This window comes from Actinomadura citrea (assembly GCF_013409045.1).
GTDB lineage: Bacteria > Actinomycetota > Actinomycetes > Streptosporangiales > Streptosporangiaceae > Spirillospora > Spirillospora citrea.
Map to the genome: position 1 here is coordinate 5,227,220 of NZ_JACCBT010000001.1, position 14,941 is coordinate 5,242,160.

Genomic DNA, 14,941 nt, shown 5'->3' on the forward strand with positions numbered 1-14,941 from the left:
CGCATGTCAGGACATCCCCGGAAGGAACTGGACGATGAGGTCGATGGTCTTGATTCCGACGAACGGTGCGACGATGCCGCCGAGGCCGTAGACGCCGAGGTTGCGCGACAGGAGCTTGGACGCGCTGCTCGGCCGGTACCGGACGCCGCGCAGTGCCAGCGGGATCAGCGCGACGATGATCAGTGCGTTGAACACGACGGCCGACAGGATCGCCGAATGCGGGCTGGACAGCCGCATGACGTTGAGGGCGTCCAGGCCCGGGAAGAGCGTCACGAACAGCGCCGGGATGATCGCGAAGTACTTGGCGATGTCGTTGGCGATGGAGAACGTCGTCAACGCGCCCCGCGTGATCAGCAACTGCTTGCCGATCTTCACGATCTCGATGAGCTTGGTCGGGTCGGAGTCCAGATCCACCATGTTCCCGGCCTCCTTGGCGGCGGAGGTGCCGGTGTTCATCGCTACCCCGACGTCGGCCTGGGCGAGCGCCGGAGCATCGTTGGTGCCGTCCCCCGTCATGGCGACGAGCCGGCCGCCCTCCTGCTCCTTCCTGATCAGGGCGAGCTTGTCCTCGGGCCGGGCCTCGGCCAGGAAGTCGTCCACACCCGCCTCGTCCGCGATCGCCCTGGCCGTCAGCGGGTTGTCACCGGTGATCATGACCGTCCGGATGCCCATCGCCCGCATCGCGGCGAACCGCTCCCGCATCCCCTGCTTGACCACGTCCTTCAGGTGGATCACGCCGAGGACGCGCGCTCCCCCGCCGGCGGACTCGCCGACCACGAGCGGTGTCCCGCCGGAGGCGGAGATGCCGTCCACGATCTGGCCGAGCATCGGCGGCACCGTGCCGCCCTGCCGGCGGACCCAGTCGGTGACCGCGCCGGCCGCTCCCTTGCGCAGCGACCGCTTCGCGCCCTCGTCCAGGTCGACGCCCGACATCCGGGTCTGGGCGGTGAACGCCACCCAGTCGGCGTGGGACAGCTCCCCGGGCGTGCGCTCACGGAGTCCGTACCGCTGCTTGGCCAGGACGACGACCGAGCGGCCCTCGGGCGTCTCGTCGGCGAGGCTGGACAGCTGCGCCGCGTCGGCCAGTTCCTCCTCCGGCACCCCGGCGAGCGGGAGGAACTCCGCCGCCTGCCGGTTGCCGAGGGTGATGGTGCCCGTCTTGTCCAGCAGCAGGGTGTCGACGTCTCCCGCGGCCTCCACCGCGCGTCCCGACATCGCCAGCACGTTCCGCTGGACGAGACGGTCCATGCCCGCGATCCCGATCGCCGACAGCAGCGCGCCGATCGTCGTCGGGATCAGGCACACCAGCAGCGACACCAATACGATCCCGGTGACCCCGTGGGCGTCCAGGGCCGGCGAGTCCGGCACTCCGGGATTGGCGTCCTTGGAGTAGATCGCCAGCGGCTGCAGCGTCGCGGCGGCGAGCAGGAAGATGATCGTCAGCGCGGCGAGCAGGATGTTCAGCGCGATCTCGTTCGGCGTCTTCTGCCGGCTCGACCCCTCCACCAGCGCGATCATCCGGTCGATGAAGCTCTCGCCGGGCTTCTGCGTCACCTGCACCACGATGCGGTCCGACAGCACCCTGGTGCCGCCGGTCACCGCGCTGCGGTCGCCGCCGGACTCCCGGATCACCGGGGCCGACTCCCCCGTGATCGCGGACTCGTCCACACTCGCGATGCCGTCCACGACGTCGCCGTCCGCCGGGATGATCTGCCCGGCCTCGACGACCACGATGTCGCCCTGCGCGAGCCGCGGTGCGGGGACCGACTCCTCCCGCACGTCCACGGCCGCGGGACTCCAGCCGACCAGGCGCCGGGCCGTCATGTCCCGCTTGGCCCGCCGGAGCGTGTCCGCCTGGGCCTTGCCGCGGCCCTCGGCCACCGCCTCGGCCAGGTTGGCGAAGACCACCGTGAGCCACAGCCAGACGACGACCAGCCATGCGAACCAGGTCGGATCGGTGGCCGCCAGAATCGTGGACCACACGGCGCCGATCTCGACGATCAGCATCACCGGGTTCCGCCACAGCGTCCGGGGGTCGAGTTTCCGGATCGCGTCCGGGAGGGACCGCAGCATCTGCCGCGGGTCGAGCAGGCCGCCCCGGACGCGGCCCGAGGGTTGGGGAACGGGTGACTGCGCGGGCGTCCGCGCGGTCTGCGTCGTGGACATCAGTGGATTCCTTCTGCCAGCGGCCCGAGCGCGAGCGCGGGCAGGAACGTGAGCGCGACGAGGACGACGGTGACGCCCGCGACCAGCCCGACGAACTGGGGCCGGTGCGTGGGCAGGGTGCCGTCCGATTCGGGGGTGTGCCCCTGGCGGGCCAGCGAGCCGGCCAGCGCGAGCACGAAGATGATCGGCAGGAAACGGCCGAACGCCATGCAGAGGCCCAGCGCCGTGTCGTACCAGACCGTGTTGACGGTGAGGCCGGCGAACGCCGAACCGTTGTTGTTGGACGCGGACGTGAAGGCGTACAGGACCTCCGACAACCCGTGCGGTCCGGAGTTCAGCAGGCCCGCGCGGCCGCTCTCGGTCGCCATCGCCGCGGCGCTCCCGGCCAGCACGAGCGCGGGCGTGACCAGGAAGTACAGCGCGGCGAACTTGATCTCCCGGGAGCCGATCCGCTTGCCCAGGTACTCGGGCGTGCGGCCCACCATCAGCCCCGCCACGAACACCGTGATCACGGCGAGGACCAGCATCCCGTACAGGCCCGCGCCCACGCCGCCGGGCGCCACCTCGCCGAGCATCATGTTGAACAGCGTCATCATGCCGCCGAGGCTGGTGTAGGAGTCGTGGAAGGAGTCCACGGCGCCGGTCGACGTCAGCGTGGTCGCCGCGGCGAAGACCGCGGAGTCGAGCACCCCGAAACGCGTTTCGGTGCCCTCCGTCGCCGCGCCGACCGCGGTCGGCACCGTGCCGTGGTGCATGCCCTGGAAGATCATTGTGAGCGAGACGCTCACCAGGGCGAGGACGCCCATGACCGCTGCGATCGCGTACCCCTGCCGCACCTGGCCCACCATGCGGCCGAAGGTCCGGGTCAGCGCGAACGGGATGACCAGGATCAGGAAGATCTCCAGCCAGTTCGTCCACGACACCGCGTTCTCGAACGGGTGCGAGGAGTTGGCGTTGTAGAAGCCGCCGCCGTTCGTCCCGAGTTCCTTGATCACTTCCTGGGACGCCACCGGGCCGCCCGTCAGCGTCTGGGTGCCCCCGGCGATCGTGTCCACCGTGTGGTGTGCCGGGTCCCAGAAGTTCTGCACCAGTCCGCCGGACACCAGGACGACGGCGCCGACGAAGGCGATCGGCAGCAGGATCCGCAGCGATCCCCTGGTCAGGTCGACCCAGAAGTTGCCGAGGTGATCGCTCTTGCGGCGCGCGAACCCGCGCACCAGCGCGACGGCCACGGCCATGCCCACGGCGGCCGAGACGAAGTTCTGCACCGCCAGCCCGGCCATCTGCACCAGATGGCCCATCGTCGACTCGCCCGAGTACGACTGCCAGTTGGTGTTGGTCACGAAGCTGACCGCGGTGTTCCATGCCTGGTCGGGCTTGACCGGGTCGAACCCCAGGCTGAGAAGGAGGTGGTTCTGCACCCGCTGGAAGCCGTACAGGAACAGGACACCGACGACCGAGAAGGCCAGAACGCTGCGCGCATAGACGCCCCACCTCTGCTCGGCGTCGGGATCGACCCCGACAAGCCGGTAGAGTACGCGCTCCACGCGCGAATGCCGGGTCCCGGAATAGACCCTGTGCATATAGTCGCCCAATGGCCTGCACGAAAGGGCGAGGGCGAGCAGGAGAGAGCCGAGGAAAAGGACCCCGGCGATCGTCGGACTCACTAGAAACGCTCCGGGAAAAGAAGGGCCGCGACCAGGAAGGCGACCAGCACCACGGCCAGCGCCAGGCCGATTCCGTTCTCTACGGTCACAGTCGCTCGACCGCCTTCACGACCAGTGCGAACACGATGAAGACCGCCACCGTGAGCAGGATGAACGCCAGATCTGACATCTCTCGGTTCCTTGGAGGGCGGCGCGCGGCCGCCATGGAGCGCCGGGTGCTCGTCGCACCCGCACCCGCTGTGGGGGTGCATCAGGAAGTAAACGGCACTTTCCCGGCATCTCCCCGAGCCGTTGACGCGTTCTTAGCGCGCAGGACGCCGCGCTTAACGCATCTTTAACGCCGCCGCATTCAGGCGTCCGCCGAGGGCGCCGTCCGGCTTCCTCGACCTGCCGCCGGCCCCTCTGCTCCCCCGCACCCGCCTGCCGGCTTCAGGCCCTTTCCGGCCGAACTGCTTCGCCTCATGCGCGAGGCGGACTTCGCCGGCGACGTGCATCTGGTCGGCGGCCAGCAGACCATCCAGGCCTTCCGCGACATCGACGCACTGGACGAACTCGGCGTGGTCGTCATGCCCGTCCTGCTCGGCGACGGCCTCCGTCTGACCCTGGAGAAGAGCGCCACCACCCCCCTCCAGCTCGCCGGCTCCCGCACCTTCCCGGACGGCTCCGCCGAGCACCGGTACACCCTGGTCCGCGACCGCGACTGACCCGGTGACAGGAGCGCGAGGCCGCGGTGGCCCGTCGAACGGGCCGCCGCGCCGGCCGTCTCGGGAGCCGTCCCGCCGTGTCGCCGAGAAAGGCGTCACCGCAATCAACGCATGGCGCCGAGGGTGGTGACGGTAGCGGAATTCGGGTTATGTTGATCTCCAATTCCGCGCGGACGGGTCCACCTTTCCCGAAGATGTGACGGTGGTGCAGACATGGCCATGACCTCCGCGAACTACCGCGACCGCGGCTGGTGGCGGGACGAGACGTTTCTCGACGACCTCCGGCGGCATGTGCGCGACAGGCCGGGGAAGACGGCGGTGGTCACCCGGCGCCAGTCCGACGGGCGGACGCACCGGCTCGACTACGAGCGGCTCGCCGCCGCCGCCGACAGGTGCGCCGGCGCCCTGGTCGAGCTCGGGCTGCGCCCCGGAGACGTGTTCGCGGCTCAGCTCACCGACCGGTGGGAGCTCGCCGCGATCACGCTCGGCTGCATCCGGGCCGGGGTCGTGTACTGCCCCCTCATGAAGACCTACCGGCGCCGCGAGCTCGACGTCATGCTGCGCGTCACCGAGGCGCGGGTCCTCGTCACCATGGAGGAGGACAACGGCGACCGGCTGGGCGAACTGGGCGCCGAGCTGGCCGCGGAGCTGCCGTCCCTGGAACGCGTGTTCGTCGCGGACGGCCAGGGGCCGGAAGGCACCGAGGACTTCGAGTCCTTCTTCTTCGGGACCGCATGGGAGGAGCGGCACGGCCACCTGCTCGACGAGCGGGAGCTCGGTCCCGACGACCCGTACCTGGTGCTGTTCACCTCGGGCACGACGAGCGATCCCAAGGGTGTCCTGCACAGCCAGAACACGCTGTACGCCGCCATTCGCGGCGAGGCGGAGACCTTCGGCCTCGACGAGACGCTCGTCATGTACACGACCGCGCTCTACACGCACTACACCGGTGTCGTGCAGGGCATGCTGATGCCGCTGGCGCTGGGCGGGACGATGGCGTTCCAGGACGCCAAGGACCCCGGTGACGCTCTCGACCTCATGGCCCGCCAGGGGGTTACGTTCTTCTACTGCGCGCCCTTCTACCTGCTGAGCCTGATCAAGGAACAGCGGTCCGCGCCGCGCGCCCTGCCCGCGTTGGCGTGGCTGGTCAGCGGCTCCGCGCCGATACCCCCCTACTTCATCGGCGAGACCGAGAGCGTCTTCGGGCTCCGGTTGTACTCGCTGTGGGGCATGACCGAGAACGGGCCGGTGACGATCATCCGTCCGGACGACCCCGAGGACTGGGCCGCCCACAGCGACGGGAGCCCCATCTCCGACATGGAGCTGCGGATCGACCCCGTGTCGGACCGCACCGAGGGCGAGGGCGTGCTGTGGGTGCGGGGGCCGACGCAGTGCCTCGGCTACTACCGGCGGGACGAGCTGTACGCGGCCGACCTCGATGAGGGCGGATGGTTCAACACCGGCGACCTGGCCCGACCGGACGGTCGCGGCGGCATCCGGATCACCGGCCGGGCCAAGGACATGATCCTGCGCAACGCGAACATCGCGCCGGTCACCGACCTGGAGTCGATCATCGGCAGGCACCCCGGCGTGCGCGACGTCGCGGTCATCGGCCTTCCCGACGAGCACGAGGACGAGACGATCTGCGCGGTGGTGACGCCGGTCTCCGCGACCGCCCCGGTCACCCTGGAGGAGTTGCAGAGCTCGCTGGACGAGGCCGGGATGACCAAGGCGTACTGGCCGCGGCGGCTGGAGCTCCTGGAGGTCCTGCCCACGACCGCGACGGGGAAGATCCGGAAGGAGGACCTGCGCCGGCGCTACTCGCGAGCGGAGCGGACACGATGACGGCTGCGGCGCCCGCGGCCGTCCGGCGTCACGTCACGACGCGGACCCGGGTGAGCCACCGGTTCAGTTCGAGGAGGTAGGACAGGCCGATCGCGGAGGTACGGGCGGTGATCGGGCCGGGCAGCGCGTCCAGGTCGGAGGTGACCGCCTGGCGGACCTTCGCACGGTCCATGAGGTCGAAGAGCGGGGCTCCCGGTTCGTCGATCGTCTCGATGACCAGGTTCTTCAGCGTCTCGACGTAGCCGGGGTCCCGGCTGGCCGGGTAGGCGCTCTTGGGTCTGTTGACGATCTCCTCCGGCAGCAGGTCCGCGCACGCCCGGCGCAGCACCGCCTTCTCCGTCCCCCCGTCGGCCTTCATGTCCGCGGGCACGTTGAACAGGTACTCGGCGAGCCTGTGGTCGGCGAAGGGGACCCGCACTTCGAGGCCGACGGCCATGCTCATCCGGTCCTTGCGGTCCAGCAGCGCGCCCAGCCAGCGGGTCAGACCGAGGTAGAACACCTCCCGCTGCCTGCGTCCGGTGCGGTCCTCGCCGCCCAGGTGCGGGACCTCCCCAAGCGCCTCCCGGTAGCGGTCGGCCTCGTACTCCTCCGGCCGGATCGCGCGCCTCACCTCCTCGCGGAGCAGGAACTGCGGCTGGCGGCGCGCGTACATCCAGGGAAACGACGTGTGCCGGACGTACCTGTCGTCGACCTGCCAGGTGTAGCCGCCGAACATCTCGTCGGCGGACTCCCCCGACAGCGCCACCGTGCAGCCTCCCCGGACCCCGCGGAACAGGTGGTACATCGAGATGTCGAGATCGCCCCAGCCGGGAAGGTCGCGCGCCCGCAGGCCGCGGTCGATCCCCTCGACGAGGCTGTCGGTGCCGACCTGGACCACGGAATGCTTGAGGCCGAGCCGGTCGGCCACCAGGCGCGCGTACGGCTCGTCCGGGCTGGGCCGCCACAGGTCGCTCCCCGGCCGGGCGGGCGCCGGGACGCTCACCGAGTAGCTGGTCAGCTCTCCCTCGAACTCGCGGGCGGCCAGGGCCGTGATCGCGCTGGAGTCGATCCCTCCGGACAGCAGCGTGCCGACCGGCACGTCCGCCACGACCTGGCGCCTGACGATGTCGGTGAGCAGGGAGCGGATCTCGGCCGTCGTCGTGCGGAAGTCCTCGGTGTGGGGCCGGGCCTCCACCTGCCAGTACCGGCTCTCGCGGCATCCGGAGGGGCCGGCGACGACGAGGCATCCCGGCTTGAGCTCCCGCATCCCGCGGTAGACGGCGTGGCCGGGCGTCCTCGCGCGCGGGACGGCCGTCAACTCGGCGAGGCCCTCCAGGTCCACTTCGGCCTTCATCTCGGGATGGGCCAGCAGCGCCTTGGGCTCCGAGCCGAAAATGATTCCGTCGCCCAGCCGGGCATAGTAGAGCGGCTTGATGCCGAGCCGGTCCCTCACCAGAAGCAGTTGCCGCGCGTGTTCGTCCCAGATGGCGAACGCGTACATTCCGTTGAGCCGTGTGACGAGATCCGCGCCCCACTGGAGATAGGCCGTCAGCAGCACCTCGGTGTCCGATCGGGTGCTGAACGACCAGCCGGCCGAACGCAGCTGCGCACGGAGCTCGTGGAAGTTGTAGATCTCGCCGCTGAACGTGATGACGACCGGCTCGCCGTCGCGCCCCTCGCGCAGCATGGGCTGCCGCCCGCCCTCGATGTCGATCACGGCGAGCCGCCGGTGGCCCAGTGCGGCGTGGCGGGAGAGCCACGTCCCCTCGTCGTCCGGGCCCCGCGGGGCCTGCGTTCGCGTCATGCCGGTCACGACGGGGCCCTGCTGGGAGAGGTCCCGCGTCCAGTCGGCCCATCCGGTTATGCCGCACACGTGCGCTCCTTCCGTTGTCCTCTTGGTGGTGCGCGCAGATCAGGCGGAAAGGAGACGGCTCCGCGCGAACGCGAAGAGATCGGGAAGGCCGGCGTTGACGAACTCCCAATCGTGCCCGCCGGGCCGTTCCCGGTACCGGTGGGGAACGGAACTGGCCGCAAGGGCCTCACGCATTCGCCGGTTCATGTCGATCATCCGGGGATAGTCGTCCAGGCCGACGTCGAGATTCACGTCGATCGGGTACTTCGCGTCCCGGTCCCGGACCGCGCGGTACGGGTCGTACTCGCGCCGGACCTCGCTGCCGACCGGCCCCCAGACGCGCTCGTGGTCCCTCGTGGTCGGCATGGCCAGCCTCTGCCCGTCCCGCAGGTGGCCGTAGGGATCGCCTTCGCGCAGGGGGGCCTCGAAGGCACCGGCGTTGCTGCACACGACCGAGAACACCTCACCGTGCCGCAGCGCCTGGTAGAGGGCCGCCGCCCCGCCCATGGAGAACCCTCCGATGCCTCGCCCGTCCCGGGACGCCACGGTGTTGAAAGCGTCATCGACGTGGCCGACGACCTCCTCCACCAGGTAGTCCTCGTAGCGCCGCCCCCGCGCGTCGTTGATGAACCACGAGCGTCCGGACTCGGGGAGGACCACGACCAGCCCGGCCGAATCCACAACGGTCGAAAGATCGTCGCACTGGAGCCACGTGCTCCGGTTCCCTCCGAAGCCGTGAAGGAGGTACAGCACCGGAAAAGCTCGGCCGGCCGACGAGTACCTGGACGGCAGAAGGACGTTCACCGACTTCTCCCGGCCGATCGACTCGCTCCGCCAGGTCTCCGTCAGGACCTTCATCGCGGATCCGCCCGGGTCTCCCCCAGCCGCTTCCGGTCGATCTTCCCTGTGCCGGTGACCGGGAACGCGGTCCTGACATGGAACCGCTCCGGAACCATGTAGCGCGGGATCTCGGTCAGGCAGTGCCGGCGCACCGCGGAGAGATCGAGCGGGGGCGCCTCGGGCACCAGGTACGCCTCGATGACCCGTTCCCCGGTGCCGTCGTCGACCGCGACGCACGCGGCCTCCCGGACATTGTCCGCGGCCGACAGGACCGCCTCGATCTCACCGATCTCGACACGGTGCCCGCGTACCTTCACCATGTCGTCCTCACGGCCGCAGAACACGTAGTTCAGCTCGTCGTCGAGCCGGACCAGATCCCCGGTCCGGTACGCGTCCAGCGGCTCGGCGCCGTCCCGGGGAATCCGCACCGTCTTCGCCGTCGTCTCGTCGTCGTCCCGCCAGTAGCCGAGCATCACCGAGTCCCCGGCGACGCAGAGCTCCCCGGACGCCGCCGGCTCGTGCGCCACCGGGCGTCCGGCCGCGTCGACGATGAACGTCGCCGCGTACGGGCAGGCGCGTCCGATCGGCACGGGGTGCCGGCGCTCTTCGGTGACGTCCGACCCGCGGACGCGGTGGAAGACGCAGACGTTGGTCTCCGTCGGACCGTAGAGGTTGTAGAAGTCCGCATCGGCGATGAGCGAGTGCAGTTGCCGGAGCCGGGCGATCGGAAACGTCTCACCGGCGAACAGGACGACCCGCAGCCGCGACCCGGCCAGCAGCCCGCTGTTCTTCGCGGCGAGCATCCGGGTCAGCGCGCCGGGGACCGAGTACCAGACGGTGATACGCCGCTCGACGACGAACCTGTTGAGGGCGCCCCCGAGCCCGACCTGGCTCTCCGGCACCAGCACCACGCAGCCGCCCGCCATGCACGTCGCGAACAGATCCAGCACGGACAGGTCGAAGTGCAGGGGCGCGTGGCTGGAAACGCGGTCGGAGGGGCCCAGACCGAATTCGGCGACCGCCCATTCCACGAACGCGCGAGCATTGCCATGGGAGAGCACAACGCCCTTGGGGACGCCCTTCGATCCCGAGGTATGGAGGATGAAGGCCGGGCCGTGGAGATCGGGGAGCGGTCCGCGCGCGTCTTTCGCCGGGACGGCGGCGAGCGCCTCCTCCCAGCCGATGACGGACGCGTCCGCCGCCAGGCCGACGGACACGATCCGGCAGGAGGAGTCCTTCCGCAGCCATTCGACCCGGTCGTCCTGGGCGATCACACAGGCGACCTCGCAGTGCGCGATGATGTGGCCGGCCCTCTTGAAGGGCGCACTCGGGTCGATGGGCACGTACGCCGCACCGGCCTTCAGCACTCCGTGAACGGCGATGACCGACTCGATCGACTTGTGCAGCCACAAGGCGACCCTGTCACCGGGTACGACTCCGCAGTCGATCAGCGTCCGGGCCAGTGCCGAGCTGCGCCGATCCAGCTCGCCGTAGGTGATCGCCTCGCCCTGGAACTCGACCGCCGGAGCCTCCGGACGCTTTGCGGCCCAATGGCGCAGGCAGTCGCCGAGACCGTTCACCTTTCCTCCCCGCTTCCCCCGGTGTCCGGCCAGGCGAGGCCGAGCTTCCCGGAGATGATCACTCGCTGCATGTCCGACGTGCCCGACGAGATCGTCATGCCGAGGGCGTCCCGGAGATTGCGTTCGGCGCGCCCTTCGGAGGAATAGCCGAGCGCCCCGTACACCTGCATCGCGCTGGTGAAGATCTCCGCTGCCGCCTCGCTCGCGTACAACTTGCCGACCTCGGGAAAGATGGTCGCCTCCGGGCCGTCGAGTTCCGCCGCGGCGCGGCGCACGAGCATGCGGGAGATCTCCCAGCGGATCCGCATGTCGACGATCCGGTTGGAGACCGATTGGTAGCTCCCGATGTGCTTGCCGAACTGGCGGCGCCGCCGGCAGAAGCGCGTGCATTCCTCGATCTCGCGCCGCATGACGCCGAGCCACGGTGCCAGGAGAAGCGCCCGCTCCCATGCCATCGTCCGCGCGAACACGGCGGATCCCTGCCTCTCGGCACCGAGCCGCCGAGAGGCGGGAATCCGGCACGCGTCCAGCTCGACCTCTCCCCAGCGGGCGGTGCGAAGGCCCATCTTCTCGGCCTGCTCTTTCACCGAGACGCCGGGATCGCCCCGCTCCACCAGAAAGGCTGTGACGCCGGTGAATCCGAGCTCCGGGTCGACGGTCGCGTACACGATGAAGACATCGGCGACCGGCGCGTTCGTGACGTAGCGCTTGCGTCCGGTCAGAAGGTAGGAGTCGCCGTCGCGCTCGGCCGTGGTGGCGAGCGCCAGCGCGTCCGATCCGCTTCCCGGCTCGGTCATCGCGTTGGCCCCGATGAGGCGGCCGGCGGCGAGCTCGGGCAGGTACCTGCGCCGCTGCTCCTCGTCGCCGAACTTCCACACCGGCACCTCGACGGCCAGGATGTGGGCGCCGATCGCCATCATGAGGCCGTTGTCGAGGCAGCCGTGGCCGAGCCCCTCCATCGCGTGCACGTAGTCGAGGGGACCGCATCCGGATCCCCCGTACTCGGACGGCAGGATCAGTCCGAGAACGCCCTGTTCGGCGCAGCGCGACCAATCGTCGCGGCCGAACACCCCGGCCCTGTCCCGCTCGGTCACGTCCTTGCTCAGCGCTTCTTCGCCGAACGCGCGGAAAACGCGGTACAGCCCGTCCTGGCCACCGTCCCATTCGAACCGCATGGCTCTCCAATCCCCCAAGCGGGATGTCATGCCATATCGAGAATCGCCGGATGACCGCCTGCTTTAGAGCAGCGGCGTCACGGCCGTGTACCCGGCGACGCACGGGCTGCACATTGGCGTGACGGTGCCACTACCGCGCGGAATCGCAAGCGTCGCCCCTCCGGTCCGCCAGGCGGCCACGGGAAACCCGGCCGCGCCGCACCGATCGCTGTCATTGTGCATCCGTGAAGCGATCTTGAGAAGCCCAACTTCTGCCAAATGGGCTCTGCGGGGCGCTCCGTACGACCTCTTGCGCCCCCTGGGCGCCTGTCGTACGGTACGGACCGTCAACCAATCGAAGCGGAAAACGTTCCGGCCATGGACGGCCCGCCACCGGTTCGTCGGCGAGAACCGAGGTTCGGACGGCCAGGTCGCCGGTAAACGATGCGCCGTTCCCCCCAGCGGGCACCCTCGATCCGCGAATATCGATTCCCGCCGAGCCGACTCGCCTTTACCTTTCCCGGGCCGACGCCCAGACGAGGTGCATGCCATGGATCGTGCCAACAACGTGGACCTGGCGGCGCGGATCAAAAGCATCATGATCCGCGTTCTCGATTTGGACATCACTCCCGAGCGGCTCGACGAGAAGGTCTCGCTCTACTCGCCGATCGTGGGAATGGACTCGCTGAGCCTGCTGCACACCCTCGTGGAGATCGAGAAGGAGTTCGACATCGAGATCGACGACGAGGACGTCATGCTCGCGGAACTGAGGAACGTGGGAAGCCTCGTCGACATGATCAGCGGAATCATCGAGGCGGAGGGCGGAAAAGCGTAACATGCGCGAGGCTTTCGAACTGGACCGGGACCGGGTTCCCACGCACTGGTACAACATACTCGCGGACCTTCCGATCGAGGTGCCCCCGGCGCGACCGGCTCCGCCGAGAAGCGGCGACGCGGCGCCACTGCAGCCACAACTGCCGTTGTCGATGTACCGCCAGAGCATCGGCCGTGAACGCTACGTCGAGATCCCCGGCCCCGTTCGGTCCGAATACCAGCGCTGGCGCCCGACGCCCCTTTTCCGCGCGTCCAGGTTGGAGAGCGCCCTCGACACCCCGGCGCACATCTACGTCAAGTACGAAGGCACGAGCCCGTCCGGCAGCCACAAGATAAACACCGCGCTCGCACAGGCCTTCTACTACGGCAGGTCCGGCGTCAGGGAGATGGTGACGGGAACCGGCGCCGGCCAGTGGGGCACCGCCCTCGCGATGGCATGCCACCCGTACGGCATGGCGTGCACCGTCTTCATGGTGCGGTCCAGCTACGAGCAGAAGCCGTACCGGGGCACCCTGATGCGGTTGAACGGCGCCGAGGTCATCCCGAGTCCCAGCACGAGGACGGAGGTGGGCAGGGCCGCCCTGCGCGCCGACCCGCGGTCGCCGGGCACCCTCGGGATCGCGAACGCCGAGGCGATCGAGTACGCGAACGGCCGGAGGGAGGCGCGCTTCTCGATCGGCAGCGGAGAGAACCACGTCCTGATGCACCAGACGGTCATCGGTGAGGAGGCGCTGCTGCAGATGAAGCTGGCAGGCGAGTTCCCCGATGTCGTGATCGGCGCCATGGGAGCGGGCAGCAACTTCGCCGGCCTGACCTTCCCCTTCTACCGGGCGGCGCTGACCGAGAACACCGCGACGCGGTTCCTGGCGGTCGAGCCCGACGCGTGCCCCAAGATGACCAGGGGCAGCTACATGATGGATTACACCGACTACTCCGGTGTGACTCCCGCGGTCAAGATGTACACCCTCGGGCACACGTTCACGGCCTACCACATCCACGCCGGGGGGCTGCGCTACCACGGCGCCGCTCCGATCGTCAGCGCGATGTACGACCACGGCATGGTGGAGGCGACCTCCTACTCCCAGAGCCGCGTCTTCGAGAGCGGCGCCGCGTTCGCCAAGGCCGAGGGGCTCGTTCCCGCCCCCGAATCGGCCCACGCCGTCGCCGCCGCGATCGACGAGGCGGTGCGAGCGCGCGAAGAGGACCGGGAGCGGGTCGTCCTGGTCGGTCTCAGCGGCCATGGGCTGCTGGACCTCGGCGCCTACGAGAGCCACCTCTCCGGAGAGACCGTCGACGTCGCTCCCACCGACGAGGAGATCAAGGCGTCCCTGCGCCTCATCGAATCGCTGTGACGCCCGCGTGCCGCGCGGTGCCGATCAGGGGGCGGCCGGAAACGGGCCGGCGCGGCCGAGCAGGGCCGGGACGGGCTTGCCAAGGCGTTCGCCCAGCCAGGCCGCCGTCTCGGCGACCGCGGACATCCGGACGCCGGTGTCGACGCCCGAGCGGTCCAGGGCGTACAGCAGATCCTCGGTAGCGATGTTGCCGGTGGCGGCGGGCGCGAACGGGCAGCCGCCGAAGCCGCCGGCGCTGGCGTCCAGCGCGCTCACCCCGCAGTCGAGCGCGGTGAGGGCGTTGGCGTAGCCGGTGTTGCGCGTGTTGTGGAAATGGCAGCGCAGCGGGACGCCGGGGGCGATCCCGGCGGCGCCCGTCAGCAGCGCGCGGACCTGGGCGGGGACGCCGACGCCGATCGTGTCGGCCACGGCGATCTCGTCGGGTTCGCTTTCGGCGACCCGACGGACCAGGTCGAGCACGCGGCTCGCGGGGACCTCGCCCTCGAAGGGGCAGCCGAATGCGGCGGCGATCGTGACGGTGCGGCGGACGCCGGCGGCGCGGGCGTCCGCGGCGATGGCGGCCCAGGCCGCGGCGCCCTCCTCGACCGTGCAGCCCTGGTTGCGGCGGCTGAACTCGTCGGTGGCCACCACGACGACGTTGATCTCGTCGACGCCGGCGGCCAGCGCGCGGTCGAGCCCGCGCCGGTTGAGGACGAGCCCCGCGTAGCCGACGCCTTCCGGCCTGGGGAGCCGCTCCATCACCGCCTCGGCGTCGGCCATCTGCGGGACCCGCTTCGGGTTCACGAAGCTGACGGCCTCGATCCGCCGCAGTCCCGCCTCGACGCTGCGCTCGATGAGCCGCACCTTGTCGGCGGTCGCGAGGACCGCGGACTCGTTCTGCAGCCCGTCCCGGGGCGCCACCTCGATGAGTTCGACCATGAGCATCCTTTGTATGCAATCCAGAGTCATCTGCAGGATTGTCCTGGGAA

General features: G+C 69.8%; 12 protein-coding genes. 4 read left to right on the forward strand and 8 right to left on the reverse strand.

Features of this window, described 5'->3' with window-relative positions; translation table 11 throughout:
• Positions 1-6: 6 nt before the first annotated feature.
• From kdpB to kdpF, 3 genes are read right to left on the reverse strand one after another with little or no spacing between them, the layout of a single operon-like run.
• Complete coding sequence (kdpB, locus tag BJ999_RS24410; RefSeq protein ID WP_179835444.1) at positions 7-2,166, reverse strand: potassium-transporting ATPase subunit KdpB; 2,160 nt, start codon at positions 2,164-2,166, stop codon at positions 7-9.
• The gene (gene kdpA / locus BJ999_RS24415; RefSeq protein WP_179835445.1) at positions 2,166-3,833 is read right to left on the reverse strand and encodes a potassium-transporting ATPase subunit KdpA; all 1,668 of its coding nucleotides are present in this window, start codon (positions 3,831-3,833) and stop codon (positions 2,166-2,168) included. Before kdpA ends, kdpB begins: the two co-directional genes overlap by 1 nt.
• Positions 3,833-3,922 (reverse strand): K(+)-transporting ATPase subunit F, encoded by a 90-nt coding sequence (gene kdpF / locus BJ999_RS43695; RefSeq protein WP_229810772.1) that lies wholly within the window; start codon positions 3,920-3,922, stop codon positions 3,833-3,835. Before kdpF ends, kdpA begins: the two co-directional genes overlap by 1 nt.
• Before the next feature lie 372 nt (positions 3,923-4,294).
• Here kdpF and BJ999_RS24425 point away from each other — a divergent pair, with 372 nt between their 5' ends.
• Entirely contained in the window at positions 4,295-4,537 is a 243-nt protein-coding gene (locus BJ999_RS24425) for a dihydrofolate reductase family protein (RefSeq protein WP_179835447.1), read from the forward strand.
• A gap of 213 nt (positions 4,538-4,750) precedes the next feature.
• The gene (locus BJ999_RS24430) at positions 4,751-6,382 is read left to right on the forward strand and encodes an AMP-binding protein (protein ID WP_179835448.1); all 1,632 of its coding nucleotides are present in this window, start codon (positions 4,751-4,753) and stop codon (positions 6,380-6,382) included.
• 28 nt (positions 6,383-6,410) lie between these two features.
• Here the strand turns inward: BJ999_RS24430 and asnB are convergent, their stop codons facing one another.
• Genes asnB through BJ999_RS24450 form a run of 4 tightly spaced genes read right to left on the reverse strand, consistent with a single transcriptional unit; the run spans position 6,411 to position 11,808 of the window.
• Positions 6,411-8,234 carry an asparagine synthase (glutamine-hydrolyzing) gene (gene asnB, locus BJ999_RS24435; RefSeq protein WP_179835449.1) on the reverse strand — a complete coding sequence of 608 codons (1,824 nt, stop codon included), beginning with the start codon at positions 8,232-8,234 and terminating at the stop codon, positions 6,411-6,413.
• 39 nt (positions 8,235-8,273) lie between these two features.
• Positions 8,274-9,071 carry an alpha/beta hydrolase gene (locus BJ999_RS24440; protein WP_179835450.1) on the reverse strand — a complete coding sequence of 266 codons (798 nt, stop codon included), beginning with the start codon at positions 9,069-9,071 and terminating at the stop codon, positions 8,274-8,276.
• A complete protein-coding gene (locus BJ999_RS24445; RefSeq protein ID WP_218935203.1) occupies positions 9,068-10,633 on the reverse strand; it encodes an amino acid adenylation domain-containing protein in 1,566 nt (521 codons plus the stop codon). Before BJ999_RS24445 ends, BJ999_RS24440 begins: the two co-directional genes overlap by 4 nt.
• Positions 10,630-11,808, reverse strand: coding sequence for an acyl-CoA dehydrogenase family protein (locus tag BJ999_RS24450; protein ID WP_179835451.1), 1,179 nt, complete (start codon positions 11,806-11,808; stop codon positions 10,630-10,632). The genes BJ999_RS24445 and BJ999_RS24450 overlap by 4 nt, the downstream gene beginning before the upstream one ends.
• 529 nt (positions 11,809-12,337) lie before the next feature.
• On the opposite strand from BJ999_RS24450, the gene BJ999_RS24455 reads away from it, so the two are divergent.
• Entirely contained in the window at positions 12,338-12,622 is a 285-nt protein-coding gene (locus BJ999_RS24455) for an acyl carrier protein (protein WP_179835452.1), read from the forward strand.
• Position 12,623: 1 nt separating this feature from the next.
• Complete coding sequence (locus BJ999_RS24460) at positions 12,624-13,973, forward strand: TrpB-like pyridoxal phosphate-dependent enzyme (protein WP_179835453.1); 1,350 nt, start codon at positions 12,624-12,626, stop codon at positions 13,971-13,973.
• Between the two features lie 24 nt (positions 13,974-13,997).
• Here the strand turns inward: BJ999_RS24460 and BJ999_RS24465 are convergent, their stop codons facing one another.
• Positions 13,998-14,891 carry a hydroxymethylglutaryl-CoA lyase gene (locus BJ999_RS24465; protein WP_329089758.1) on the reverse strand — a complete coding sequence of 298 codons (894 nt, stop codon included), beginning with the start codon at positions 14,889-14,891 and terminating at the stop codon, positions 13,998-14,000.
• Positions 14,892-14,941: the final 50 nt, after the last annotated feature.

Coding starts and splice junctions, on each gene's coding strand:
- kdpB (WP_179835444.1), bottom strand. CDS start 2,166: ATGTCCACGACGCAGACCGCGCGGACGCCCGCGCAGTCACCCGTTCCC.
- BJ999_RS24425 (WP_179835447.1), top strand. CDS start 4,295: ATGCGCGAGGCGGACTTCGCCGGCGACGTGCATCTGGTCGGCGGCCAG.
- BJ999_RS24430 (WP_179835448.1), top strand. CDS start 4,751: ATGGCCATGACCTCCGCGAACTACCGCGACCGCGGCTGGTGGCGGGAC.
- BJ999_RS24440 (WP_179835450.1), bottom strand. CDS start 9,071: ATGAAGGTCCTGACGGAGACCTGGCGGAGCGAGTCGATCGGCCGGGAG.
- BJ999_RS24450 (WP_179835451.1), bottom strand. CDS start 11,808: ATGCGGTTCGAATGGGACGGTGGCCAGGACGGGCTGTACCGCGTTTTC.
- BJ999_RS24455 (WP_179835452.1), top strand. CDS start 12,338: ATGGATCGTGCCAACAACGTGGACCTGGCGGCGCGGATCAAAAGCATC.
- BJ999_RS24460 (WP_179835453.1), top strand. CDS start 12,624: ATGCGCGAGGCTTTCGAACTGGACCGGGACCGGGTTCCCACGCACTGG.
- BJ999_RS24465 (WP_329089758.1), bottom strand. CDS start 14,891: ATGGTCGAACTCATCGAGGTGGCGCCCCGGGACGGGCTGCAGAACGAG.